Origin of the sequence: Mycolicibacterium anyangense (assembly GCF_010731855.1) — a bacterium.
In the GTDB taxonomy this organism is placed as follows: Bacteria; Actinomycetota; Actinomycetes; order Mycobacteriales; family Mycobacteriaceae; genus Mycobacterium; species Mycobacterium anyangense.
In genome coordinates this window covers 4,055,190-4,080,096 of record NZ_AP022620.1, presented here as the reverse complement: position 1 = coordinate 4,080,096, position 24,907 = coordinate 4,055,190, and the positions used below count along the sequence as shown (strand labels likewise).

The following is a 24,907-nucleotide window of genomic DNA, read 5'->3' as shown; positions in this document are numbered from 1 at the left end:
CAGCCGGTAGGGCCGCCACCCGGGGAAATTGACGCTGGTGGCTAATTCGCCGCGACGACGTCGACGGTCACGTCGACGTTGACCTCGGGATGCAGATGCACCCCGACGGTGTGGCTGCCGGTGGCCTTGATGTGGGCCTTGGGCAGCTGCACGGCGCGCTTGTCGAGGGCCGGGCCACCGGCCTTCTTGATGGCACTCACGATGTCGTTGGCCGTCACCGAGCCGAACAGCTTGCCCGAGTCACCCGCGGCCTTCACCGGCAGCGTGACGGCGCCCAGAGCGGCGATGGCGGTCTTGACCTCGACGGCATGCTCGCGGTCGCGGATGGTCTTGACCTCCCGCGCCCGACGAATCTCGTCGGCCTGCTTCTGCGCGCCGCGCGAGGCCACGATCGCCAGGCCACGGGGCAGCAGGTAGTTCCGGCCGTACCCGTCCTTGACCTCGACGGTGTCACCGGGCACACCGAGGTGATCGACCTCGGCAGTCAGGATCAGCTTCATTGTCGTTACTTCCTTGTCTATCGAGCCGACGAGGTGAACGGCAGCAGAGCAACCTCGCGCGCGTTCTTGACGGCGATCGCGATGTCACGCTGGTGCTGCACGCAGTTACCCGTCACCCGGCGGGCACGGATCTTGCCGCGCTCGCTGATGTAGGTGCGCAGAAGCGCGGTGTCCTTGTAGTCGATGCTCTGCCCCTTCTTGGAGCAGAACACGCACTTGCGGGTCTTGACCGGCTTTTCCGGAGCAGGACGCCGCTTCGTGGAGGATTTGGCCATGAGTCAATCTCTTTCGTTCATTCATTGCGCGCGCACCGGCGCGCTGAAGGTATGTCGTGTGTCAGAAGGGTGGTTCGTCGTCACCACCGGCGAACGAGCCCGACGCCGGGGCACTGCCCCACGGATCGTCGTTGGACTCGACCGCCGCCGGACGCGAACCGCCTCCGCCGCCGCCGAAGCCGCCGCCACCACCGCCACGCGAGGCCTTGTTGACCTTGGCGGTGGCATAGCGCAGGGACGGGCCGATCTCGTCGACCTCGACCTCGACCACTGTGCGCTTCTCACCCTCACGGGTTTCGAAGGACCGCTGCTTGAGCCGGCCGGTCACGATCACCCGAGAGCCCCGGGTGAGACTCTCGGCGACGTTCTCGGCCGCCTCACGCCAGATGTTGCAGCGCAGGAACAGCGCTTCGCCGTCCTTCCACTCCCCGCTGGCGCGGTCATAGATCCGTGGTGTGGACGCCACCGTGAAATTGGCGACGGCTGCACCGGACGGCGTGAACCGCAGTTCGGGGTCGGCGGTCAGGTTTCCGACGACGGTGATGGTCGTGTCACCGGCCACAAGGTCCTCCTGGCATAGGCGGGTGGATGTACCGCGAAGCCTACGTAACAGCTACGACGCTCGCGGACTTCTCCACTTAGTGCTTGTCGGTCCGCATCACCTTGGTCCGCAGCACCGACTCGTTCAGGTTGAGCTGACGGTCGAGCTCGGACACGGTGGCCGGTTCGGCCTTCAGGTCGACGACGGCGTAGATGCCTTCGGCATGCTTGGCGATTTCGTACGCCAGCCGACGACGGCCCCAGATGTCGACCTTGTCGACACTGCCACCGTCTTTCCGGATGACGTTGAGGAACGTCTCCAGAGACGGGGCTACGGTGCGCTCGTCAAGAGTGGGGTCAAGGATGACCATGATTTCGTATGGACGCATGGGAACCTCATCACCTCCTATGGTCGTAGCGGCCACGGTGAATCCGTGGCAGGAGAGTCGCCTGCGTCGGCAACCTGGCAAGGCTACCCGAACGCAGGCTGATCAGCGAAATCAGCTCCGCTGACGGTAGTACTCGTCGGCCCGGGACCGCACCACCTCGGACGCCTTGGCCGGGGCACCGGAGTCGAACGGCGGTTGCGGGTCGTATTCGATCATCAGCTGGGCCGCCTGGGCTGCCTCGCGATCCACCAGCAGCTCGACCAGCCGCAGCGCCATGTCGATGCCACTGGACACCCCGGCGGCGGTGATGAGGCGTTGCGGCAGGTGCTCGACCACCCGCTGCGGGGTATAAATCGCGCCGAGCGATTCCAGCAGTTCGGTGGCCCGCCAGTGCGTGGCCGCGGTCAAGCCATCGAGTAATCCGGCGGCCGCGAGTACCAGGCTGCCGGTGCACACCGAGGTGGTGAACCTCGTCTGCCGGTGCACGCGGCGCACCCAGTCGAGCACCTCGTCGTCGTGGATGAGGGTTCGGGTGCCGATGCCGCCCGGGAACACCAGTACATCCGGCTCGGTGATCTCCTCGAAGGTGGCGTCACAGATCAGCCCGAGCATGCCGTTGTCGCTGCGCACCTCACCGCGCTGGTGCCCCACCCAGACGACATCGATCGACGGGATGCGTTGCAGCACCTCATAGGGGCCGACGGCATCGAGTGCGGTGTTACGCGGGAACAGCGCTATCGCGACCTGCATCCGGTGCTCCTTGAGTCTGGGGATCGGTGCCGGCCATCCGCGGCCGCAACCATCGGGGCAAGCGTGCCGGGTACGCATCGGGTGCACCGTCAAACACCCCGCCGGCCGGATCATCGATCCGCCCGCCCCAGCGCACCAGATCCAGTTCGGGTCGATAGATCTGACGGACGACGAGCACCATCAAGCCGATCACCGCGAGATCGCGGATCAACACGGTCGCGGTGAACCACTGCTCGGGCAGGCCCTTGTTGGCCTCGCCCCAGAGGTAAAGCATCCGCGGCACCCAGACCAACATGTCGATCGTCATCCACGCCAACAGGATTCGACGGTGTGGCAGAGCCAGCACCGCCAGCGGCACCAGCCACAGCGAGAACTGCGGGCTCCAGACCTTGTTCACCAACAGGAACGCGGCAACGGTCAAGAACGCCAGCTGCGCTACCCGCGGCCGCTGCGGCGCCGTCAGCGCGATGTAAGCGATTGCCGCACAGCACAACAGGAACGCCACCACCACGAACGTGTTCAGCACCACCGGTGGCTCCCAGAAGCCGAGGTTCCCGTCGAAGCCGTCCCACCCGGTGAAGGACTTGACCACGTTGTAGAGCGAATCCATATCGTCACCGCGGCGGGAGTTCAGCCGGAAGAACTCCGACCAGCCGCGTGGAAACAGCAGCATCACCGGAAGATTCACCACAAACCACGCACCGACCGCGGCTACTACCGTGCGCGCGGCGTCGGCCACCTTGTCGGTGCGGATCGCTAGCACCACCAGAGGGAACAACAACAGTGCCGGATACAGCTTGGCCGAAACACCCAGGCCGATGAGGATGCCGGCCAGCACCGGCTTACGGCGCGCCCAGGCCAGCAGACCGCCAACCGCCAATGCCGTTGCCAGCGCGTCGAAATTGGTGAAAATCTGGAACACCAGCACCGGGGAGGCCGCGACCAATGCAGCATCCCAGACCCGCCGACCGGCCAGCCAGGACGTTGCCCACACCGTGGCCAGCCAGGCCAGCGCCAGACCGAGCGCGGCGAAGTTGAAGAACATCACCACTTCGGCGATCACCGGAAGCGACGCCATCTTGGCCACCGCGGTGTAGGTCTTGGCCAGCGCCATCGACACGTACTGGTAGACCCCGGTCAACACCGGATACTCCATGTAGCGGATCGCCGGTTTCCCGTCGTAGCGGGTCTGCGGGCGCCCACCGGAGTCGGTCTCGATCCAGCTGGACTTGTACGGGAATCTGCCCTGGCTCAACAATTCCGCACCGTAGAGGGGCACGGTGTCGGAGTAGCAGAGCTCGTAGTAGGCGCGCTGGTTCTGCCAGTTGGCCACGCGCTTGTCCGGGGACCCGGTACCGACGGTCTGAAGACACGGCGCCTTGGTGGACCAGCCCAGCGCCAGGAACACCAGCGCGAAGATGAACATGATCCGCAGCGGGGTGAACACCCGGGTGCGCCCGATCAGCGCGTGCCGGCCGACCGGACCGCCGACGACACCCGACAGTGCCGACCCGAGAGTATCTGTGCGACTGGGAAAGTCGCGGTCATCGGCGCTGCGCAGGTCCTCGGCGAGCGGCAGCGGCGACACCGTCGAGCGCGGTTGGCCGTCACCGGAGATCACGGCGGTGGCGGTCCCGCGGGAACGGCAGCGTTGGGATCACCCTGCGGCGGGGCCTCCGGCGCGGGCGCAGGCCCGCCGGCCGGCGGCACGGTGATGGTGGTCGGCGGCCCGATCGGGATCGTGATGCCCGGCGCCACTTCGATACTCGGCTGGATCACCGTCTCGCTCGGCGGCGGCGGTGCCGAAGGTGGCGGCGGAGGCGGCGGTGCGGGCACACCCGCGTAGCCACCCACCTCGGTAGGCTTGGGGAACGACTCGTTGTCGGTGCCCTTGAGGGCGCCGTCCATGGTGGCCTTCCAGATGTCGGACGGGATGCCCGAGCCGTACACCGGTCCGCCCCACTTGTTGACCAGCGGCTGAGTGCCGTCCGTGGTTCCGACCCACACCGCCGTCGACAGCGACGGGGTGTACCCGACCATCCAGGCGTCCCGGTTGGCGCCGGTGTCACCGAGCTGGTTGGTACCGGTCTTGGACGCCGACGCGCGCCCGCCCGCCAGGTTGTGGCCGTTGGACCACCCCGCGATCGGCTGCATCGCGGCGGTCACGTTGTCGGCCACCGCCTTCTCGATCCGGCGTTCGCCGCTGTTGTCCTGCTGAGAGGCGTCGAACAGCACCTCGCCGCGGGCGTTGACGACCTTCTCCACGAAGTGCGGCTTGTGGTAGATCCCGGAAGCGGCCAGTGTCGCGTACGCCGAGGCCATGTCGATGACGCGGGTCTGGTACTGGCCCAGCACCACACCGTTGTTGGGCGGACCGCCCTTGCCGTCCTCGGACAGGGTGTGCTCCACACCGGGGAAGCTGGTGGCCACGCCAGCGCGGTGCGCGGCGTCGGCCACGTCGGCCGGGCCGTTCTTCAGCTTGAGCATCAGCCGGTAGTAGCTGGTGTTCAGTGACCGCTTGAGCGCCTCGGCGATATTGCAGACACCGCAGCCCTCACCCTCGACGTTGGTGATCGTGATGCCGTTGAGGTTCACCGGTGAGCTGTCGACCTGGTAGCCCAGGCCCATACCCTGCTCCAGGGCGGCGACCAAGGCGAACACCTTGAACGACGAGCCGGTGGGCAGACCCGCCTGCGCGAAGTCGAAACCCTGGGCATCGGACCCGCCGTAGTAGGCCTTCACCCCACCGGTGCGCGGGTCGATCGACACCACGGCGGCCCGCATGTCGGGCATCTGGCCGTCGAGATACTTCGACACCGCGTCCTCGGCTGCCTGCTGCGCCTTGGGATCGATGGTCGTGGTGATCTGCAGGCCCTGGGTGTTCAGCGTCTGCTCGTCGATGTTGAACAGGTCGAGCAGTTCCTTGGTGACCTGGCGCTCGATGAGGCCATTGGGTCCGGTGGTCACATTCTGCGAGCGCGCCAGGTCCGGGGGCACGGTGGCCGGGAAGACCTGTTGGGCGCGATCGTCTTTCGACAGCGCACCGATCTGCACCATGCCGTCGAGCACCCAGTTCCACCGCGCGGCGGCGCCTTCGGGATCGACGGCGGGATCCAACGTCGACGGCCGCTGGATCAGGGCGGCCAGCAGGGCGCCCTCGGCCACCGACAACTGCTCAACCGGCTTGTTGAAGTACGCCTTGGAGGCCGCCGAGATGCCGTAGGCCCCGCGGCCGAAGTAGATCATGTTCAGATACGCCTGCAACACTTCATCTTTGGACCACTCGCGCGACATCTTCGTCGAGATCACGAGCTCCTTGGCTTTGCGGACCAGGCCACCGAGTCCCGAACGGGCGTCACCCACCAGTGCGTTCTTCACGTACTGCTGGGTGATCGTCGAGCCGCCCTGCAGATCACCGCCGAACAGGTTGTTCTTGATGGCGCGGGCGAATCCGGTCAGGGAGAATCCGGGGTTGCTGTAGAAATCCCGGTCCTCGGCCGCCATCACCGCGTTACGGACGTGGACCGGCACCTGGTCGATGTTGACGTCGACCCGGTTGCCCTCAGGCGGAACGATTTTCGCCAGCTCGGAACCGTCACTGGCCAGGATCGTCGACACCTGGTTGGTCCGCAGATCACCCGGTTGCGGCACATCGACGATCAGATAGGCCATACCGAAGGTGAGCAACGGCAGGACGATAAGGACGACGGCGGCCAGATAGATCGACCGGCGCACCCACTTCCAGGAGATCTGTTGGGAGAAGCGCGGCGGCTTCGGCGGCGGTGGGCCGCCTCGCCCGCCCCCGGTCGGCGGCGGTGGCGGCGGAAGCTTGGGGGGCGGTGTGCCGTTCAAGGCCGCCTTGACGGCGTCGATCGGATCACGCAGCAGCGGTGTGGTGTCATCGCGGACCGGCTCGATGAGGGTGGTCAGCCGGTCATCCGGTGGCACCTGGCGCCGCGGGGCGGGGCGGGGCGGGGCGGAATCGGCACCACCCTGTCCGTCAGCGGCCGCAAACTTGGTGGTCGGCGTCTCGGTGCCATGCCGCGGTGCGTCGGACGCACCATCCCCCGCTGAACCCGCACGGATGTCAGTGGCTGGCCGGTCGTGACGCCCTTCGCTATTCACTGGCCGTACGCGCGCCGGGGCGCGCCGTCTGGGTGCCGCGACGACCACGCCCGTTGGTGGGCCGGGGTGTTCCGAGCACGTATGACTTGACCAAGTGATTCCATTCGCAGGTTCGGCATACCTCCACCACATGCACCGAGAACTCGTCGTATTTGGTTGCCAGCAAAACCAGCTCCTCGGCGGTGCGCGCGGAGCCGGACACTGCACCCAGGTGATCACCGAACACCCACGACACCAAGGTCAGCGGTTCTTTGCGGCAGATCGGGCACATCACCGAGCTGGTCTTGCCATGAAATTTCGCGGCGCGCAGCAGGTACGGGTTGGCGTCGCACACCTCGGTGACACCCGTACGGCCGGAGTAGACCTCGGCCAGCAGGGAGCGCCGCCGCAGGGCGTAATCCACTACCTGTCGCTGCAGTCGCACGGGGACCAGAGTACGTGGGCTACCTGAGCACTGGCAGGTAACCAGGCCTCAAGCTGCCCCTGATTGCCCGTGTGGTCTGCGGTATTGGCCGACCAACTTCTACGATCATCGTCGTGGCAACCCCCCAGACTGCCAGCACCCGCGCCAAGGACAGCGACCGTAACGACATCTGTCAGATCCTCGACACCGCGCTGTCCGAAGGGCAGCTGTCGATGGCCGAACACGGCGAGCGGGTCAAGGCCGCCACCACGGCGATGACACTGGGCGACCTGCGGGCGCTGGTGTCCGACCTGCAGACTGAGAACGCCCCGGTGCAGCTGCCGACATTGAAGAAGCCGCGCCTCGGGGTTCCGGCAGCGAGCGCCGGCTGGGGTTTCCGGGCCGCGATCGCCGGGGTGCTGGTGGTGCTCGGCATCGGGATCGGCTGGGGACTGTACGGAAACACCTCGTCGCCACTCGATTTCACCTCCGATCCCGGAGCCAAGGCCGACGGGGTGGCGCCAGTCGTGCTGACCCCACCGCGCCAGCTGCATTCACTGGGTGGCCTCAACGGCCTGTTGGAGCAGATGAAGAGGCGCTTCGGCGACACCACCGGCTACCGGCTGCTGGTCTACCCGGACTACGCCTCGCTGGATCGCCCTGATCCCGCCGACGACCGTCGTGAGCTCACCTACACGTATCGGGGCGGCTGGGGAGATCCAAGCCCGACCTCGAAGTCGGACGGCGCGACGGTGGTGGATCTCAGCAAGTTCGACGCCAAGGCCGTCGTTGGTGTGCTGTACGGCGCGCCCGACACGCTGAACATCAAGCGTGCCGATGTCACGAGCACCTACCTGGTCATCGGCCCCAGCAGCGACAAGACGGCGCCTGGAACGCTGTCGATCTCGATCTACGTGTCCAGCGACTTCGGCAGCGGCTATATCCAGCTGGCCCCGGACGGCACCGTCAAGCAGATCAACTACCCCTGATCGGGGTTTTTGTTCACCGGGACGTCGCTGGACGTCGCCGCGTGCGCACCGCTGTGTTCACCGTCAAGTGGCGCCGAATATATCGGCCCGATACTATTGCCGGAGGTGTTGAAGCGGCGTAACGGTTGAGCAAAGGGAGGTGACCGGATGCTGGAGCTGGCCATCCTCGGTCTTCTCCTGGAGTCCCCGATGCACGGCTACGAGCTGCGCAAGAGACTCACGGGTCTACTGGGGGCGTTCCGCGCCTTCTCGTACGGCTCGCTGTACCCGGCCCTACGCCGGATGCAGGCCGACGGCCTGATCGCCGAGGATGCCCTGCCCGCCGGAACCGCGGTGTTGCGCCGCGCCCGCCGGGTCTACCAGCTCACCGATGCCGGTCGACAGCGGTTCACCGAACTGGTCGCCGACACCGGACCGCAGAACTACACCGACGACGGCTTCGGCGTGCACCTGGCCTTTTTCAACCGCACACCGGCCGAAGCGCGGATGCGCATCCTCGAGGGGCGTCGTCGCCAGGTGGAGGAACGGCGGGAGGGCCTTCGTGAAGCAGTCGCGCGGGCCAGCAGTTCGTTCGACCGCTACACCCGGCAACTGCATCAGCTGGGTTTGGAGTCCAGCGAGCGGGAAGTCAAATGGCTCAACGAACTGATCGCCGCGGAGCGGGTCGCGCAGGGGCACCCGGACCAGGCTTGACGCCATACAGAACCTGAACAGCAGCCAGAAGAAGTACAAGAAGGAGAACGTCCATGACTGAGCACAACGCGCCCGGAACGTCGACGGATGTGCGGGTCGCCATTGTCGGCGTCGGCAACTGCGCGTCTTCGCTCGTCCAGGGCGTCCAGTACTACCAGGATGCCGACCCGAATTCGACGGTCCCCGGCCTGATGCACGTCAAGCTCGGGCCCTACCACGTGCGCGACGTGAAGTTCGTCGCCGCGTTCGACGTCGACGCCAAGAAGGTCGGCTTCGACCTGTCCGAGGCCATCTTCGCCTCCGAGAACAACACCATCAAGATCGCCGACGTGCCGCCGACCGACGTCGTCGTGCAGCGCGGCCCGACGCTCGACGGCATCGGCAAGTACTACTCCGAGACCATCGAGATCTCCGATGAGCAGCCGGTCGACGTCGTCAAGGTCCTCAAGGACAACAAGGTCGACGTGCTGGTCTCCTACCTGCCGGTGGGCTCCGAGGAAGCCGACAAGTTCTACGCCCAGTGCGCCATCGACGCCAAGGTCGCGTTCGTCAACGCGCTGCCGGTGTTCATCGCCTCCGACCCGGTGTGGGCCAAGAAGTTCTCCGACGCCGGCGTGCCGATCGTCGGCGACGACATCAAGAGCCAGGTCGGCGCCACCATCACCCACCGCGTGATGGCCAAGCTGTTCGAGGACCGCGGCGTCACCCTGGACCGCACCTACCAGCTCAATGTCGGCGGCAACATGGACTTCAAGAACATGCTCGAGCGCGAGCGCCTGGAGTCCAAGAAGGTCTCCAAGACCCAGGCCGTCACCTCCAACCTCACCGGCTCGCTGGCCGGCAAGGTCGAGGACAAGAACGTCCACATCGGCCCGTCTGATCACGTCGCGTGGCTCGACGACCGCAAGTGGGCCTATGTGCGCCTGGAGGGTCGCGCCTTCGGCGACGTGCCGCTGAACCTGGAGTACAAGCTCGAGGTGTGGGACTCGCCGAACTCGGCAGGCATCATCATCGACGCGGTGCGCGCGGCCAAGATCGCTAAGGACCGCGGTATCGGCGGCCCGATCATCCCGGCCTCGGCCTACCTGATGAAGAGCCCGCCCAAGCAGCTCGCCGACGACGTGGCGCGCGCCGAGCTCGAGGAGTTCATCGCCGGCCAGTAGGCGAGGGCTGAGCCCGATCGACTTCGCGTTCGTCGTATAAAGAGACATGATCTCCGACGAAGAACTGCTCGGACTCGACGAGTTCGCTCTGCTGTCCGAGAACGCCGAACAGGCGGGGGTGAGCGGTCCGCTGCCAGCGGTGCAGCGCATCCAACGCGGTGCCATCAGCGCGCTGCGCTGGGGGACGGACCCGGTGCGCGTGGTCTTCCTGCACGGCGGCGGCCAGAACGCCCACACCTGGGACACCGTGATCCTGGGCCTCGGCGTGCCCGCCCTGGCGATCGATCTGCCCGGGCACGGCCGGTCAGCCTGGCGCGAGGACGGCGACTACGGTCCCAAGCTCAACGCCGTCGCCGTCGAACCACTGATCCGCGAACTGGCGCCCGATGCCGACCTGGTCGTCGGGATGTCACTGGGCGGTTTGACCGCCATGCGCCTGGCCGTGACCACACCGGAGTTGGTGCGCAACCTCGTGATGGTCGACGTCACGCCGTCGGCACCGGAACGCCACGAGCAGATGACCAAGGCACAGATGGGCACGGTGGCCCTGGTCAAGGGCGACCGCACCTTCCCCGACTTCCAGTCCATGCTGGAGGTGACGGTGGCAGCCGCCCCGCACCGGGACCGGAACTCCTTGCGGCGCGGGGTATTCCACAACACCAAACAGGACGACGACGGCACCTGGACGTGGCGCTACGACAGCATCCGCAAGGGCGAGGGCTTCGAGGGCCTCTGGGACGACGTCCCGCAGCTCACCACCCCCACCACCTTGATCCGCGGAGCGAACTCCTTCTTCGTCAACGACGAGGATGCTGACCAATTCGCCAGCGCCGCACCCGGATTCAAGGGCGTTCAGGTGGTAGCCGATGCCGGTCACTCGGTCCAGGGTGATCAGCCCCGCGCCCTGGTCGCCCTGCTGCGCGACGTGCTCGCCGGCTGACCCAGCGCGAAGCCAGGAATATTTGTTGCGTACACGACGTACCGTTGCGGTGTGACCTTTCCCATTCGCATCGGTGTCCAGCTTCAGCCACAACACTCCGACGACTACGCCCAGATCCGCGACGCGGTGCGCCGCTGCGAGGACATCGGCGTCGACGTGGTCTTCAACTGGGACCACTTCTTCCCGCTGTACGGCGACCCGGACGGCGCTCACTTCGAGTGCTGGACGATGCTCGGCGCGTGGGCCGAGCAGACCTCGCGCGTTCAGATCGGCGCGCTGGTCACGTGCAACTCCTACCGCAACCCTGAACTGCTCGCCGACATGGCGCGCACCGTCGACCACATCTCCGGTGGACGGTTGATCCTTGGCATCGGATCCGGCTGGAAACAGAAGGACTACGACGAGTACGGCTATGACTTCGGCACGGCCGGAAGCCGTCTCGACGACCTGACGCAGGCGCTGCCGCGGATCAAGTCCCGGCTGGGCAAGCTCAATCCCGCGCCGACCCGGGAGATCCCGATCCTGATCGGCGGTGCAGGTGAGCGCAAAACCTTGCGGTTGGTGGCCGAGCACGCCCATCAGTGGCACAGCTTCACCAACGCCGACACCTACCCCGGCAAGGCCGAAGCACTCGAGCGGCACTGTCAGGACGTCGGCCGCGACCCGGCGACCATCGAGCGTTCGTCAGGCGTCGAGGGAACTGACTCCGACACCCTGGCGGCCAACGCCGAGGCGCTCGCCGGACTGGGTGTGACGCTGATGACCGTGGGTTGCGACGGGCCGGACTACGACCTGAGTGCCGCGCAGGCTCTGATCCGCTGGCGCGATAGCCGCTGACTCAGCCGATTGCCTCGCTCCTCCTCCGCCTCCTTCGTCGGCGGCATCGTCGACTCGGCTAGCAGGGGTCGAACTCCAGCGGCAGCGATTCGAGGGCGAACGTGCCACCGGGCCAGAGCACGGTGGCGTCGCCGGCGAGCCGGTAGTCCGGAATCCGGGCGTGGAATTCCTCGATGGTGAGCCGCAATTCGCGGCGGGCCAGGTGCGAACCCAGGCACCGGTGGATACCGCCGCCGAAACCCAGGTGGGCGGCTTTGGCGGTCAGGTCCAGCTCGTCCGGCGTCGGACCGGCGGACGGGATCTCGCGGTTGGCGGTGCTCACCATCAGCAGCACCGGCGAGTTCGCCGGAATCGTGACGCCCTCGACTTCGACATCGGTAGTGGTTCGGCGGGGCACCCCGGGCACCGGACCCTCCAGCCGCAACATCTCTTCGACGAACGGCGGGATCAAGTCCGGGTCGGCGAGGAGCCGATGGCGCAGCGCGACGTCATTGGCCAATGTCAGCAACGAGAACCCGATGGACCCGGTGACGGTGTCCAGACCGGCGAGCACGATCAGGAAGCACAGCCCGAGGATCTCCGCGTCCGTCCACGCCTGGTCACCATCGAGCGCGAGGATCGAACTGAGCATGTCCTCGCCGGGGTGCCGGCGTTTGGCGTCGATCTGCTCCTGGAGGAAGCCGAACAGCGCCATGCTGCATTCGACGACCTGGGGGGTGGGCTCCAGCCCAAGTTGGGTGATGTCGGCGCCCTTGATGATCCCGGTCACCCACACCAGGAACTGCGGTAGGTGTTCCAGCGGCAATCCGAACAGGGTGAGGATCGCCTGGGTGGGGAACTTGTAGGACAGGTCCGCCACCACGTCGCAGCGCCCGAGCGGAGCGAATGCGTCGATGTGGCCACGCAATTGGGCGCGCAGGTCAGCATCCATCGCATCCATGCGCTTAGGCCCGAACATGGGGTCGAGGACGCGGCGGTAGTCGGCATGGTTGGGCGGGTCGATCGCCAGCGGGATCATCGGGATGACGTCGCTGAGTCCGTCGAAGGCCTTGGCCGAGGAGAACAGCTCCGGGTTCTTCTGCGCGTATCGGACACCGTCATAGCTGGTGATCAACCACGTGGCGCCCACCTTGTACACCGGTCCCGGTCGGCGCAGATAGTCCATGGCCGCGGTGCGACCGGCGGCCACCGGCAGCGCCGAATAGAAGTCGTCGGGCAGCTCCGTCGTCGTCATGCCCGCAGCGTAACGAGACTGACAGTCTTGTTTGTCGGAATGACCGATTACCCTATTGATCAGGCCACTCAGGCGGAAGGATTCAACGAAGCGATCCGCCCCCTCCCACCGGCTCGCGTCCGGAGACCACCATGCCCAAGCGCTACGGCGTCAAAGAAAAAGACCAAGTCGTCGCCCAGATCCTCGATCTCCTCATGACGGGCGCGCTTCGCTCCGGCGATCGCGTCGACCGCAACGAGATCGCGGCCACTCTCGGATTGAGCCGCCTGCCGGTGCAAGAGGCGCTGGTGCAGCTCGAGCACGACGGCATCCTCATCACGCGCTACCACCGCGGGGCGTTCGTCCAGCAGTTCGACGAAGCCAGCGTGCGCGAACATTACGAAGTGCATGGGCTGCTGACCGGCGCGGTGTCCGCCCGCGCCGCGGCCGACCCGCGGGCCGACATCCTGGCCAGCCTCGCCCCCACGATGACCCTCATGCGCGAGGCCACCGCACCACGGGCTTACGTCGACGGCGCCGAGCTGTTTCGCGACATCGTGATCGCCGGCTATGCCGGACCGCGCCTCACGGCGACCATCCGGTCCTCACGCAGCTTCATGCCACGCCACTTCTGGAACGATTTCCGGGAATCGCGCACCCATCTGCTACCCATCATCGAAGCCGAGTACGCCGCGATCTGCCGGCGCGATCCGGCGGCGGCCCGGCGCGCGTGCATCGACCGCGCCGACCTGATGGCTGACTTGCTGATCGCCGAGCTGCGCCGGCGCGGAGTATTCGCCGGGTTGGATTCCGTCTGATCAGAAGCCGTGCCCAGCACGGTGCGACCACTACGTTCGGTGGATGACCACGTACTGGCGCAGGCTGCTGGCTGTTGTGACCATCCTGCTGCTGACGGTGGGCCTGGCTCCGATGGCCCCGGCCGGCGCCGACCAGTGCTCACCGCCGGGTGAGAAATCCGCCAGCGCGCTACCCACCAACCTCGCCGCAGCCGCCAAGGGACCCGGCGAGGACAAGTACACGACCGCCACCACCGAACCGTTGGCTGCGGTCAGACTCGACGCGCTGCGGCTGATCACCCCGGGCACCCTGACCGTCGGCACGCTGTCGGATGCACCGCCGAGCATCTGCATCAACTCCCAGGGCCAGTTCACCGGTTTCGACAACGAGCTGCTGCGGGCGATCGCCGACAAGCTAGGCTTGAAGATCAACTTCGTCGGCACCGAGTTCTCCGGGCTGCTGGCCCAGGTCGCCGCCCGCCGGTTCGACGTCGGTTCCTCGTCGATCACCACCACCGACGCACGCCGCCGCACGGTCGGCTTCACCAACGGCTACGACTTCGGCTACTTCTCCCTCGTGGTCCCCGCGGGCTCACCGATCACCGGCTTCGACAAGCTGGGGCCGGGCCAACGCATCGGCGTGGTGCAGGGCACCGTGCAGGAGTCCTACGTGATCGACACGCTCAAACTGCAGCCGGTCAAATTCCCCGACTACAACACCGTTTACGCCAGCCTGAAAACCCGTCAGATCGACGCATGGGTGGCACCCTCACAACAGGCGCAGGGCACCGTCCGGCCGGGCGATCCGGCGGTGATCGTCGAAAACACCTTCAGTTTGGACAATTTCGTCGCCTATGCCGTGGCCAAGGAGAACCAGCCGCTGATCGACGCGCTCAACGCGGGCCTCGACGCGGTGATCGCCGACGGCACCTGGTCGCGCCTTTACACCGACTGGGTGCCTCGCGCGCTGCCGCCCGGCTGGAAGCCGGGCTCCACATCGGCTCCGCTGCCGCAACTTCCGGACTTCACCGCGATCGCGGCGGCCAATCAGAAGCCGGCCGATGCCACCCCGGTCGCGGCGAAATCCGTCCTGACCCAGCTACGTGAGTCGTTCTTGGATTGGGAGCTCTACAAGAAGGCGATCCCCGACCTGTTGACCACCGGGTTGCCCAACACCCTGCTGCTGACCATCAGTGCCAGCGTGATCGGGTTGGTGTTGGGAATGGTGCTCGCAGTAGCCGGGATCTCCCGCTCCCGCTGGTTGCGCCTGCCCGCCCGGATCTACACCGACATCTTCCGCGGCCTGCCCGAGGTGGTGATCATCCTGCTGATCGGACTGGGTGTCGGGCCGGTGGTCGGCGGCCTCACCGGGAACAACCCCTACCCGCTCGGCATCGCCGCACTGGGGCTGATGGCCGCGGCCTACATCGGCGAGATCTTCCGCTCGGGCATCCAGAGCGTGGAAGGCGGGCAGCTGGAAGCCTCACGCGCCCTTGGCTTCAGCTATTCGTCCTCGATGCGTCTGGTCGTCGTCCCGCAGGGTGTGCGCCGGGTGCTGCCGGCCCTGGTGAACCAGTTCATCTCGCTGCTGAAAGCCTCGTCGCTGGTGTACTTCCTGGGCCTGGTGGCCAGCCAGCGGGAACTGTTCCAGGTAGGCCGCGACCTCAACGCGCAGACCGGCAATCTCTCACCGTTGGTGGCGGCGGGTCTGTTCTATCTGGTGCTGACGATCCCGCTGACCCATCTGGTCAACTACATCGACGCCCGGCTTCGCCGGGGCCGGCCACCGTCGGAGGAGGACCCGTTGGATCCCATCCTTACCAGCCAGGAGACCGTGTGATGGCCGAGCACCAGCGCCCAGCCCCGGTTTCCTTGGCCGCCAACGATATTCACCTGGCATTCGGTAACAACGCCGTGCTGCGCGGGGTTGACGTCGAGGTACCGGCCGGGACGACGGCGGCGATCATCGGCCCGTCCGGGTCGGGTAAGTCCACCCTGTTGCGCACGCTCAACCGGCTCTACGAACCGGACAAGGGTGACATCCTGCTCGACGGCCGCTCGGTGCTGCGCGACGACCCCGACAAGCTGCGCCAGCGGATCGGCATGGTGTTCCAGCATTTCAACCTGTTCCCGCACCGATCGGTGGTGGACAACGTCGCGCTGGGGCCGCGCAAGCTGAAGAAGCTGACCGCCGACGAGGCGCGCGAACTCGCGCTGGCCCAGCTCGACCGCGTCGGCCTCAAACACAAGGCCGAGGTTCGACCGGCAACCTTGTCGGGCGGGCAGCAGCAGCGGGTGGCGATCGCCCGGGCCCTGGCGATGGCACCGCAGGTGATGTTCTTCGACGAGGCAACCTCGGCGCTGGATCCGGAACTGGTGAAAGGCATCCTGGCGCTGATCGCCGAACTCGGCGCCGACGGAATGACCATGGTGGTGGTCACCCACGAGATGGGCTTTGCCCGCTCCACCGCAGACTCGGTGGTGTTCATGGACCACGGCAAGGTCGTCGAATCCGGGCCGCCCGATCAGATCTTCGCTGCCGCCGCGACGGAGCGGCTGCAACGCTTTCTGTCCCAGGTTCTGTGATCCGGCCCTGAAAACGCGATTACGCAGCGGTCAGCACGAGCAGACCGGTTAGACTGGCGAACTATGATTGAGGCCGAACCGCAGGTCACCGACCTGTCTGGGGACTTGCAGCGCGTCCTCTCCAAGTTGTTCTCGGTCTTGCGCCGCGGCGATCCCCGGGCTCCCTCCGGCGGTGACCTCACCCTGGCCCAGTTGTCGATCCTGCTGACCCTGCTGGACACCGGACCGATCCGGATGACCGAACTCGCCGCCCGCGAACGGGTGCGCACCCCCACCACCACGGTCGCTATCCGCCGGCTGGAGAAACTCGGCCTCGTCAAGCGGTCTCGCGACCCATCTGACCTTCGCGCCGTCCTGGTCGAGGTCACTCCGCAGGGGTTGGTGCAGCACCGCGAGGCACTGGCTCAACGGCGCGCGCATCTGGCCTCGTTGCTGGCCAAGCTCAGCGACGAGGAACGCGACACGTTGGCCAGGGCACTGGCACCACTGGAGCGGATTGCCGATCAGTCGGAGAGCTGAGTCCTACCCCAGCCAGTCCAGCACCGCCGCCGCAGTCCACGATTGCTGCATGCTGCCCAGCGGCTCGCCGGTGAACGGCTCGTAGTACTCGGCGAATGTTCCGTCGCTGGCCTGACGCAGGCCTTCCCGGCGCAGGATCAAGGACCGTTCCGACCAACCGCGGCGAGCGAACGCCCAGGAATACAGCCACGTCAACACCGGCCAGACCGGACCACGCCAGTACTCGCGCGGCCGAAAGTCCTTGGAAACCGGCGATGTTGACGGGATCACCGCGAACTTGAGATCCGGATGCCCGCAGAACCGCGGGCCCTCGAGGATCCGCAGCAACGCCCGCTCCTGATCGTGCTGCAACCCCCCGCACAGCAGCGGCGCGAATTGGGCGGCGGTCTCGGTGGCAATCCACGTGTCGGCGCGCACGTCGAAATCCTTTGCAGCGCCGGTACGTTTGTCGGCGCTGGCCACGACACCGGCGCGGAACCGCTCGGCCCACGAGTACAGGTCGCGGACGTCGGAGTGCGGCCGCTTGTATTCTTCGCCGATATTGGCCAGGACGTCGCAGGCCAACGCGAAGATCGCCGAGACGAACACGTCCTCGACGGCGAAGCTCATCACCTTCGGCAGTAAGTCGTCGTCGTAGCGGACCGACTTCATCTCCTCGAGCAGCCACAGGTAGCGGTCGTACTCCCGATCCGAGGGCCGCTGGGTGGGGTCGGTGACGATGTGGTTGTCCTGACGGTGATATTCCGGCACCTCGCCGGGAATCACGTTGGCGTAGGCCGAATCCCAGCGCGGCGAGTTGTCCATACCGGACTCCCAGCCGTGGTACAGCGTGATCCGCCCGCGCTCGTTCTGGTCGCGTGCCTCGGCCAGCCAGCGATGCCAGCGCACCAGATCCGACCACCGGCGATCCAGGAACGACTCGGCCACCGCCCGGGTGGTGCGGCCGCGCATCCGGGCCCGATCCAGAATGCGCTGGACGGCGATCGCGTGCACCGGCGGCTGAGTGATGCCCGAGGTGTGGCGGCTGCGGGGTGCATTGGCCGCCAACGCCGAACAGGCCCAGCGGGCCGGCCCCGGGAAGTAGCCGTCAACCCCATGGGCGAACACGATGTGCGGGATCATCCCGTTGGTCCACTGCGCGGACAGCAACGTGTCGAGCTCGACGACGGCGCGTTCGACGCTCAGCGAGGCCAACCCGACCGACACGAACGCCGCGTCCCAGCTCCACATGTGCGGGTAGAGCGCAGGGGCCGCCGACGTCATCACCCCCAAGTCGTTGCCGCGCAGCAGATAGGCGGCGCGCGCAGCAAGCTGCGTCGGACCGAAGCTCGGATCGAATGCCACGGGATCATTCTGCGTCGCGCCGCGCTGAATTGCAGGTCGGTAGGGTGACGAGTATGCCGAGCGCCCCGGGAAACATGACCGCACTGATCACCGGGGCCGGCGGCGGTATCGGTTCGGCGATCGCCGAGGCGCTGGCCCCCACGCACACCCTGTTGCTGGCCGGCCGGCCCTCGGCACGGCTCGATGCTCTGGCCGAGCGGCTGGGGGCGACGACCTGGCCGCTCGACCTGGCCGACGCCGAGTCGATCGAGGCGGCCGCCGAGCCGCTGGCCGAACTCGACGTGCTGGTGCACAACGCCGGAGTGGCCTACCCGGGCCGGTTCGACGAGTCGATCCCCGAGCAGTGGCGGGCGTGCTTCGAGATCAATGTGACCGGCCCCGTCGCCCTGACCCAGGCGCTGTTACCCGCCCTACGTGCCGCGCGCGGCCAGGTGGTGTTCATCAACTCCGGCGCGGGGCTCACTGTCTCACCCGGTCTGGCGGCGTACTCGGCGAGCAAGTTCGCCCAGCGGGCCTTCGCCGATACCCTGCGCGCCGACGAACCCAGCCTGCGGGTCACCAGCGTGCACCCGGGCCGGGTCGACACCGAGATGCAGCAGGATCTGGTCGCCTACGAAGGTGGCCAGTACGACCCGTCCCGCTTCCTCAAACCCGAGACCGTCGCGCAGATCGTCGCCGACGTGATCGCCAACCCGCCTGACGCGCACACCCACCAGGTCATCGTCCGTCCGCGGTGATGTCGGCGCGGTTGACGTCGCGCAGCGACGATTAGCGCGCCGAAATCGCTAGAGGACCAGGTTCACCAATCGGCCCGGCACCACGATGACCTTCTTCGGCGTGGCACCGGCCAGGAACGCCTGGACCTTCTCGTCGGCCAGCGCCGCAGCCTCCAGGCTGGCCTTGTCCGCGTCGGCAGCGACCGTGATGCGGCCGCGGACCTTGCCGTTGACCTGGACCGGGTATTCCACGGTGTCGGTCACCAGATAGGTCTCGTCGGCGACGGGGAACGGCCCGTGCGCCAACGACCCGTCATGACCCAGCCGCCGCCACAACTCCTCGGCCAGATGCGGCGCCAGCGGTGCCACCATCAACACCAGAGGCTCCAGGGCCGCACGGGCGGTGATCCCCTCCTTGGTGAGGTGGTTGGTGTACTCGATCAGCTTGGCCGCGGCGGTGTTGTTGCGCAGCCCCGCATAGTCATCGCGGACTCCGGCGATGGTGCGGTGCAGCAGACGCAGCGTGGCCTCGTCGAGCGAATCATGCTCGGAAACCCTTTCGCCACCGGTGGTTTCGTCGACCACCAGCCGCCACACGCGCTGCAGGAATCGGTGCGCACCCACGACATCCTTGGTGGCCCAGGGCCGGGATGCCTCCAGCGGACCCATCGACATCTCGTACACCCGCAGGGTGTCGGCGCCGTAGTTGTCGCAGATCTCATCCGGTGAGATCGAGTTCTTCAGGCTCTTGCCGATCTTGCCGAACTCCTGGAACACCTCGATCTCACCGTCGCCCTCGGGCAGGAAGAACTTCCCGTCCCGTTCCACCACGTCAGCGGCGGCCACATAGGCACCGCGCGCGTCGGTGTAGGCGAACGCCTGGATGTAGCCCTGGTTCACCAGTCGGCGGTACGGTTCCCGCGAGGTGACATGCCCGAGGTCGTAGAGCACCTTGTGCCAGAACCGCGAGTACAGCAGGTGCAGAACCGCGTGCTCGACGCCGCCCACGTACAGATCGACCCCACCGGGATCGGACGGCCCGTGCTCGGCCGGCCGCGGACCCATCCAATACGCTTCGTTTTCCTTGGCGCAGAACTGTTCTGAGTTGTGCGGGTCGGCGTAGCGCAGCTCGTACCACGAGCTTCCCGCCCACTGCGGCATGACATTGGTGTCGCGGGTGTACGGCTTAAGCCCGTCGCCGAGATCGAGATCGACGTGCACCCAGTCTGTCGCCTTGTTCAGCGGCGGGGACGGCTCACTGTCGGCATTGTCGGGATCGAACAGCACCGGCGAGTAGTCCGCGATATCCGGAAGTTCCACCGGCAGAGCGGAATCCGGCAGCGGATGCGCCCTGCCGTCGGCGTCGTAGACAATCGGGAAGGGTTCGCCCCAGTACCGCTGCCGGGCGAAAAGCCAGTCGCGAAGCTTGTATTCGATGCGGGCCCGCCCGCGCCCGTCGGCTTCCAGACGCTCGGTGATCGCCGTCTTGGCGTCCTCGACGGTGCGTCCGTCCAGGTACTGCGAGTTCACCAGCACACCGTCACCGGCGTAGGCGGCCTCGGAGATGTCGCCGCCGGAGATCACCTCGAGAATGGGCAACCCGAATTCGCCGGCGAACTCCCAGTCCCGCTGGTCGTGGCCGGGCACCGCCATGATCGCACCAGTGCCGTAGCCCACCAGCACGTAGTCGGCGATGAAGATCGGAACCTGTTGTCCGTTGGCGGGATTGGTGGCATAGCTGCCGAGGAACACACCGGTCTTGGTCTTGTTCTCCTGGCGCTCCAGATCCGACTTCGCCGCAATCGCCCGGCGATACGCTGCCACCGCGTCCGCAGGGGTGGGCGCGCCCGCGGTCCAACGGGGGTCGACGCCGTCGGGCCACTGCCCGGCGAGCAGGCCGTCGACGAGCTCGTGTTCCGGAGCCAGCACCAGATAGGTCGCACCGAAGAGGGTGTCCGGACGGGTGGTGAACACCTCGATATCGGTACCGGCGACATCGAACAACACCGAAGCGCCAGTCGATCGGCCGATCCAGTTGCGCTGCATGGTCTTGACCTTGTCCGGCCAGTCCAGCACGTCGAGATCCTCGAGCAACCGGTCGGAGTAGGCGGTAATACGCATCATCCACTGCCGCAACCGCTTCCGGAACACCGGGAAGTTGCCGCGCTCGCTACGCCCCTCGGAGGTCACCTCCTCGTTGGCCAGCACGGTGCCCAACCCCGGGCACCAGTTCACCAGCGAATCGGCCCGATACACCAACCGGTAGCCGTCGACGACATCGGCGCGCTCACCCGCAGACAGCGACGACCAGGCTCGGCCGTCATCGAGAGTCCTTGCACCGCTGTCGAATTCAGCGATCAGGTCGGCGATCGGCCGCGCCTTGTTCTGCCCGGTGTCGAACCAGGCATTGTAGATCTGCAGGAAGATCCACTGCGTCCACTTGTAGAAGTCCACATCAGTGGTGGAGAAGCTACGTCGCTGGTCGTGGCCAAGACCCAACCGACCCAGCTGGCGGCGGAAGTTGACGATGTTGGCCTCGGTCCGCACCCGCGGATGAGTGCCGGTCTGCACCGCGTACTGCTCAGCCGGTAGACCGAAGGCGTCGAAGCCCAGCGCGTGCAGCACGTTGCGGCCGGTCATCCGGAAATAGCGGGCGTAGACGTCGGTGGCGATATAGCCGAGTGGATGTCCGACGTGCAGGCCCTCACCCGACGGGTAGGGGAACATGTCCTGGACGAACATCTTGTCGTCGGGAACGGTCGAGCCGTCGGTGGGCGCCAGCGAGCCGACCGGATTGGGCACGTTGAAGGTGCCCCAATTCTGCCAGTTGTCCTGCCAGGTTCGCTCGACGCGCCCCGCGAGTTCGGCGGTATAGCGGTGCCGCGGCACGTCGGCGTCGTTGTCGGCGGTCCCCGCGGTCGGCGATTCGGTCACGCAGACAGGGTATAAGGACGTTGATCGGCCCCGCCGACCCGGCAACCGGCTGTGACCTGCCTCGCTGGACTGTCCGTCTGTGAGGGTTGCCGTGGGTCCCGCAACAGCTTGGTATCAGTTGCGTTGCAGAGCGATCAGAGGTTGGTTCCAGCTGTGTTCCAGCCCTACCCTCCCGCCTTCGGCGGCGGATACAGTCGGCCCCTGACAAGGGGTTTGAACTGGCCCAACACTGTCGAAAAAGGACATCTGCGATGATCACGAACGCCCGTAATTGGCGGGTACTTGTAGGTGGTGTGGCCGCCGGGACGGCAGCCGTGCTCGGGTTTGCCGGCGCCAACGCCTCGGCCGAACCGGTCCTCCCCGTCCAGCCGGCGCCCGCCACCGTCACCCAAACCGTCACCGTGGCCCCGCAGGCCGCCTCGGTGGTCGCCACCCCCGCCACGGCAGCGCCACTGGAAGTGCCCACCACCGTCGCGGCAGCACCCGCGACGCAGGCCGCAGCCGAAACTCTCGTCCCGGCCACCTCGGGCACCCTGGCCGAGTACTTCAAGGAGAAGGGCGTGGTGATGGAGCCGCAGAAGGCCAGCGGCTTCACGGCGCTCAACATCGTGCTGCCGATGCCACGCGGATGGAGTGTGGTACCCGATCCCAACGTTCCCGACGCCTTCACCGTGCTGGCCGACAGGGTCGGCGGCGACGGCCTGTACACCTCGAATGCCCAGCTCAAGGTGTACAAGCTGGTCGGTGAATTCGACCCGAAAGAGGCGATCACCCACGGCTATGTGGACAGCCAGCAGCTGTTCGCCTGGCAGTCCACGGACGCATCGATGGGCGACTTCGGCGGATTCCCGTCCTCGATCATCGAGGGCACCTACCGCGAGAACGACCTGACGCTGAACACCTCGAGGCGCAACGTCATCGCGGCATCGGGCACCGACCACTACCTGGTCTCGCTCTACGTCACGACCTCGGCCAGCCAGGTCGTCGCCACCGCCGATGCCACCGACGCCATCGTCAACGGCTTCCGGGTGACCTCGCCCACGGCGGCGCCGGCCACCCCCGCAGCACCCGGCGCGCCGGCCACCCCCGCTCCCGCTGCCGCGGCACCCAGCAGCGCACCGGCGGCGGCCCCGCTGACCAACACCGCGGCGACCGCGACCGTCACCGCTACCGTCACCGTGCCCGCGGAGCCGACGCAGCCGCGCTGACCCGAGCCTCGTAAAGTGGGCTCATGCTGATTGTCGGCGTGGTATGCCTGGCCCTGGCCGTCCTGGTCGGTGGGTCGGGTCTGTGGACGATGAACCGTCCGGTCATCGACCTCACCTCCGAGGTGATGCGCGCAGTGGCCCCCACCCAGCTGGCGGCCGCGGTGATGCTGGCCGCCGGCGGGATCACCGCGCTGGCCGCACCCTCGTCCACCGCGCTGGTGGTGTTGGTGGTGTGTGTCCTGGGTGCGCTTGCGACGATCGGTGCCGGGTCGTGGCAGGGCGCCCGCTACGCCGCGCGCCGGGAAGCCGCCTCGACGGGATGCGCGGGCAGCTGCACCAGCTGCGTCCGGTCTTGCCAGTAGACCGTTGATCCGCGGCGCGCTGTCACGGATTCCCGTCGACACCTTCCTGCTGGCGCTGGTCGCCGTCGTCGCGCTGGCGAGCGTGCTACCCGCCCGCGGTGCCGCCGCCGACGCGCTCTCGGTGGCCACCAAGGCCGCGATCGCGCTGCTGTTCGTGCTCTACGGCACCCGGCTGTCACCGCAGCAGGCCTGGCACGGCGTCCGCCAGTGGAAGCTGCACCTGCTGGTGCTGGCCACCACCTTCGTCGTCTTTCCGCTGCTGGGGCTGGCGGCCAAGGTTCTGGTGCCCGCACTGCTGACCAGCGACCTCTACACCGGGCTGCTGTTCTTGTGCCTGGTGCCGTCGACCGTGCAATCCTCGATCGCGTTCACCTCGATCGCGCGCGGCCATGTGTCAGCGGCGATCGTCAGTGCATCGCTGTCCAACATCCTCGGCGTGGTGCTGACTCCGCTGCTCGTCGTGGCCCTGATGCCGTTGAGCGGGGCGCCGCATGTGGACGGCTCGGCGATCGGCGACATCGTGCTGCAGCTGCTCCTGCCGTTCGCCGTCGGCCAGCTTCTTCGACCCTGGCTCGCCCCCTGGGTGACCCGCCACGCCGCGCTGACCAAGGCGGTGGACCGCGGCTCGATCCTGCTGATCGTCTATGCCGCCTTCTCGGTAGGTATGACCGAACACATCTGGAGCAGCGTGCAGCCGTGGCGGGTGGTCGCAGTGGCTGCCGTCAGCGCGCTGCTGCTGGCCATCGTGCTCGGTGTCACGGTGCTCGCCGGGCGCGCAGCGCACCTGGACCGCGGTGACGCGATCGTGCTGATGTTCTGCGGCTCGAAGAAGAGCCTGGCTTCCGGTCTTCCGATGGCCCTGGTGCTGTTCCCGGCCTCCAGCGTGGGCCTGATCATGTTGCCGCTCATGCTGTTTCATCAGATCCAGCTATTCGTCTGCGCGGTGATAGCCAGCAGAATGGCGCGCACCGCGCCGGACTAGTTGCGGCTGACGTCGATGGGGTGGGTCGCCAGCAACGACAACGGCAGCGGCTGACGGCGCAGCACCCGGCCCCACAGATCGACCTTCGGTTCGACCAGCACATCAGAAGGCAACGCGGACAACACAATCCAATCGTCTCGTTCGATCTCGCCCTCGAGCTGGCCGATGGTCCAGCCGGAATAGCCGGCGAAGATCCGCACCCCTTCGACAACAGGTTCGATCAGGTCGGGGTCGGCGTCGAGGTCGACCATCACCATCCGGCCGGCAATGTGCCGCAACCCGGGCATACCCTGCGGATCGGTACCCACCCGCAGTGTGCCCAGGCATAGCGCGGCATCGCGCTTCACCGGGCCGCCGATGAACATCGTCTTGGGCTTGGTGGCCAACTTGGCCCACTGGGGCAGCACGTTGTAGACCGCCGTCTCGCTGGGCCGGTTGAGCACCACCCCCAGGGTGCCGCCGTCATTGTGCTCGACGACATAGATGACACTGCGCCGGAACGTCGGCTCCATCAGATCGGTGTTGGCCAGCAGCAGAGTTCCCGCCCGCACCCGGTTGGCCGCGGGCGCGACGAAGTCCTCGGGATCCTCCGGCTGTGCCACCCCACCATCATGGCATCACCATGCGGTCGCGGTGGTGAAC

The 24,907-nt window shown here is 66.8% G+C and carries 25 protein-coding genes; 13 read left to right on the top strand and 12 right to left on the bottom strand.

Annotated features, from left to right (window positions below; all coding sequences use genetic code 11):
• Positions 1-41 precede the first annotated feature (41 nt).
• From rplI to G6N35_RS19290, 8 genes are all read right to left on the bottom strand, one after another.
• Positions 42-500, bottom strand: a complete 459-nt coding sequence (rplI, locus tag G6N35_RS19325; RefSeq protein WP_163805693.1) for a 50S ribosomal protein L9 — start codon at positions 498-500, stop codon at positions 42-44.
• 17 nt (positions 501-517) lie between these two features.
• Positions 518-775, bottom strand: a complete 258-nt coding sequence (gene rpsR / locus G6N35_RS19320; RefSeq protein WP_059014616.1) for a 30S ribosomal protein S18 — start codon at positions 773-775, stop codon at positions 518-520.
• A gap of 61 nt (positions 776-836) precedes the next feature.
• Complete coding sequence (locus G6N35_RS19315) at positions 837-1,337, bottom strand: single-stranded DNA-binding protein (protein ID WP_163805692.1); 501 nt, start codon at positions 1,335-1,337, stop codon at positions 837-839.
• Positions 1,338-1,413: 76 nt separating this feature from the next.
• Positions 1,414-1,704 (bottom strand): 30S ribosomal protein S6, encoded by a 291-nt coding sequence (gene rpsF / locus G6N35_RS19310; protein WP_059014612.1) that lies wholly within the window; start codon positions 1,702-1,704, stop codon positions 1,414-1,416.
• Between the two features lie 111 nt (positions 1,705-1,815).
• On the bottom strand, positions 1,816-2,454 hold the full coding sequence (locus tag G6N35_RS19305) for a DJ-1/PfpI family protein (RefSeq protein WP_163805691.1): 639 nt from the start codon (positions 2,452-2,454) through the stop codon (positions 1,816-1,818).
• Positions 2,423-4,072 carry a glycosyltransferase family 87 protein gene (locus tag G6N35_RS19300; RefSeq protein WP_163807792.1) on the bottom strand — a complete coding sequence of 550 codons (1,650 nt, stop codon included), beginning with the start codon at positions 4,070-4,072 and terminating at the stop codon, positions 2,423-2,425. Before G6N35_RS19300 ends, G6N35_RS19305 begins: the two co-directional genes overlap by 32 nt.
• Positions 4,072-6,402, bottom strand: a complete 2,331-nt coding sequence (locus tag G6N35_RS19295) for a transglycosylase domain-containing protein (RefSeq protein ID WP_179967391.1) — start codon at positions 6,400-6,402, stop codon at positions 4,072-4,074. The genes G6N35_RS19300 and G6N35_RS19295 overlap by 1 nt, the downstream gene beginning before the upstream one ends.
• A gap of 169 nt (positions 6,403-6,571) precedes the next feature.
• Positions 6,572-7,003, bottom strand: coding sequence for a DUF5318 family protein (locus tag G6N35_RS19290; protein ID WP_163805690.1), 432 nt, complete (start codon positions 7,001-7,003; stop codon positions 6,572-6,574).
• A 113-nt stretch (positions 7,004-7,116) separates the two neighbouring features.
• Here G6N35_RS19290 and G6N35_RS19285 point away from each other — a divergent pair, with 113 nt between their 5' ends.
• The 5 genes from G6N35_RS19285 (at position 7,117) to G6N35_RS19265 (ending at position 11,604) form a co-directional block, all read left to right on the top strand.
• Complete coding sequence (locus tag G6N35_RS19285; RefSeq protein WP_163805689.1) at positions 7,117-7,971, top strand: DUF1707 SHOCT-like domain-containing protein; 855 nt, start codon at positions 7,117-7,119, stop codon at positions 7,969-7,971.
• A gap of 147 nt (positions 7,972-8,118) precedes the next feature.
• Complete coding sequence (locus tag G6N35_RS19280; protein WP_059016281.1) at positions 8,119-8,664, top strand: PadR family transcriptional regulator; 546 nt, start codon at positions 8,119-8,121, stop codon at positions 8,662-8,664.
• Between the two features lie 53 nt (positions 8,665-8,717).
• Positions 8,718-9,827 (top strand): inositol-3-phosphate synthase, encoded by a 1,110-nt coding sequence (locus G6N35_RS19275; RefSeq protein ID WP_163805688.1) that lies wholly within the window; start codon positions 8,718-8,720, stop codon positions 9,825-9,827.
• Positions 9,828-9,873: 46 nt separating this feature from the next.
• Positions 9,874-10,767, top strand: coding sequence for an Rv0045c family esterase (locus G6N35_RS19270; protein ID WP_163805687.1), 894 nt, complete (start codon positions 9,874-9,876; stop codon positions 10,765-10,767).
• Positions 10,768-10,818: 51 nt separating this feature from the next.
• On the top strand, positions 10,819-11,604 hold the full coding sequence (locus G6N35_RS19265) for an LLM class F420-dependent oxidoreductase (protein WP_163805686.1): 786 nt from the start codon (positions 10,819-10,821) through the stop codon (positions 11,602-11,604).
• A 58-nt stretch (positions 11,605-11,662) separates the two neighbouring features.
• Here the strand turns inward: G6N35_RS19265 and G6N35_RS19260 are convergent, their stop codons facing one another.
• Positions 11,663-12,838, bottom strand: coding sequence for a cytochrome P450 (locus tag G6N35_RS19260; RefSeq protein WP_163805685.1), 1,176 nt, complete (start codon positions 12,836-12,838; stop codon positions 11,663-11,665).
• 131 nt (positions 12,839-12,969) lie between these two features.
• On the opposite strand from G6N35_RS19260, the gene G6N35_RS19255 reads away from it, so the two are divergent.
• The 4 genes from G6N35_RS19255 to G6N35_RS19240 all read left to right on the top strand — a co-directional run bounded on the left by G6N35_RS19255 (position 12,970) and on the right by G6N35_RS19240 (position 16,719).
• On the top strand, positions 12,970-13,635 hold the full coding sequence (locus tag G6N35_RS19255) for a GntR family transcriptional regulator (protein ID WP_163805684.1): 666 nt from the start codon (positions 12,970-12,972) through the stop codon (positions 13,633-13,635).
• A gap of 112 nt (positions 13,636-13,747) precedes the next feature.
• Positions 13,748-15,454, top strand: coding sequence for an ABC transporter substrate-binding protein/permease (locus G6N35_RS19250; RefSeq protein ID WP_407664632.1), 1,707 nt, complete (start codon positions 13,748-13,750; stop codon positions 15,452-15,454).
• Entirely contained in the window at positions 15,454-16,200 is a 747-nt protein-coding gene (locus tag G6N35_RS19245; protein WP_163805682.1) for an amino acid ABC transporter ATP-binding protein, read from the top strand. Before G6N35_RS19250 ends, G6N35_RS19245 begins: the two co-directional genes overlap by 1 nt.
• Before the next feature lie 63 nt (positions 16,201-16,263).
• Entirely contained in the window at positions 16,264-16,719 is a 456-nt protein-coding gene (locus tag G6N35_RS19240; RefSeq protein ID WP_163805681.1) for a MarR family winged helix-turn-helix transcriptional regulator, read from the top strand.
• A 3-nt stretch (positions 16,720-16,722) separates the two neighbouring features.
• Here G6N35_RS19240 and ggh read toward each other — a convergent pair whose 3' ends face one another.
• Positions 16,723-18,063, bottom strand: coding sequence for a glucosylglycerate hydrolase (ggh, locus tag G6N35_RS19235; protein WP_163805680.1), 1,341 nt, complete (start codon positions 18,061-18,063; stop codon positions 16,723-16,725).
• 53 nt (positions 18,064-18,116) lie between these two features.
• Between ggh and G6N35_RS19230 the strand changes: the two genes are divergently transcribed.
• The gene (locus G6N35_RS19230) at positions 18,117-18,800 is read left to right on the top strand and encodes an SDR family oxidoreductase (protein WP_246224386.1); all 684 of its coding nucleotides are present in this window, start codon (positions 18,117-18,119) and stop codon (positions 18,798-18,800) included.
• A 48-nt stretch (positions 18,801-18,848) separates the two neighbouring features.
• Here G6N35_RS19230 and leuS read toward each other — a convergent pair whose 3' ends face one another.
• A complete protein-coding gene (gene leuS / locus G6N35_RS19225; protein WP_163805679.1) occupies positions 18,849-21,713 on the bottom strand; it encodes a leucine--tRNA ligase in 2,865 nt (954 codons plus the stop codon).
• 251 nt (positions 21,714-21,964) lie between these two features.
• Here leuS and G6N35_RS19220 point away from each other — a divergent pair, with 251 nt between their 5' ends.
• Genes G6N35_RS19220 through G6N35_RS19210 form a run of 3 tightly spaced genes read left to right on the top strand, consistent with a single transcriptional unit; the run spans position 21,965 to position 24,265 of the window.
• Positions 21,965-22,921 (top strand): LpqN/LpqT family lipoprotein, encoded by a 957-nt coding sequence (locus G6N35_RS19220; protein ID WP_163805678.1) that lies wholly within the window; start codon positions 21,965-21,967, stop codon positions 22,919-22,921.
• 23 nt (positions 22,922-22,944) lie between these two features.
• On the top strand, positions 22,945-23,283 hold the full coding sequence (locus G6N35_RS19215) for a hypothetical protein (protein WP_163805677.1): 339 nt from the start codon (positions 22,945-22,947) through the stop codon (positions 23,281-23,283).
• A gap of 7 nt (positions 23,284-23,290) precedes the next feature.
• Complete coding sequence (locus G6N35_RS19210) at positions 23,291-24,265, top strand: bile acid:sodium symporter family protein (RefSeq protein ID WP_407664631.1); 975 nt, start codon at positions 23,291-23,293, stop codon at positions 24,263-24,265.
• Here G6N35_RS19210 and G6N35_RS19205 read toward each other — a convergent pair.
• Positions 24,262-24,867 (bottom strand): YqgE/AlgH family protein, encoded by a 606-nt coding sequence (locus G6N35_RS19205; RefSeq protein ID WP_163805675.1) that lies wholly within the window; start codon positions 24,865-24,867, stop codon positions 24,262-24,264. The genes G6N35_RS19210 and G6N35_RS19205 overlap by 4 nt on opposite strands.
• Positions 24,868-24,907 lie beyond the last annotated feature (40 nt).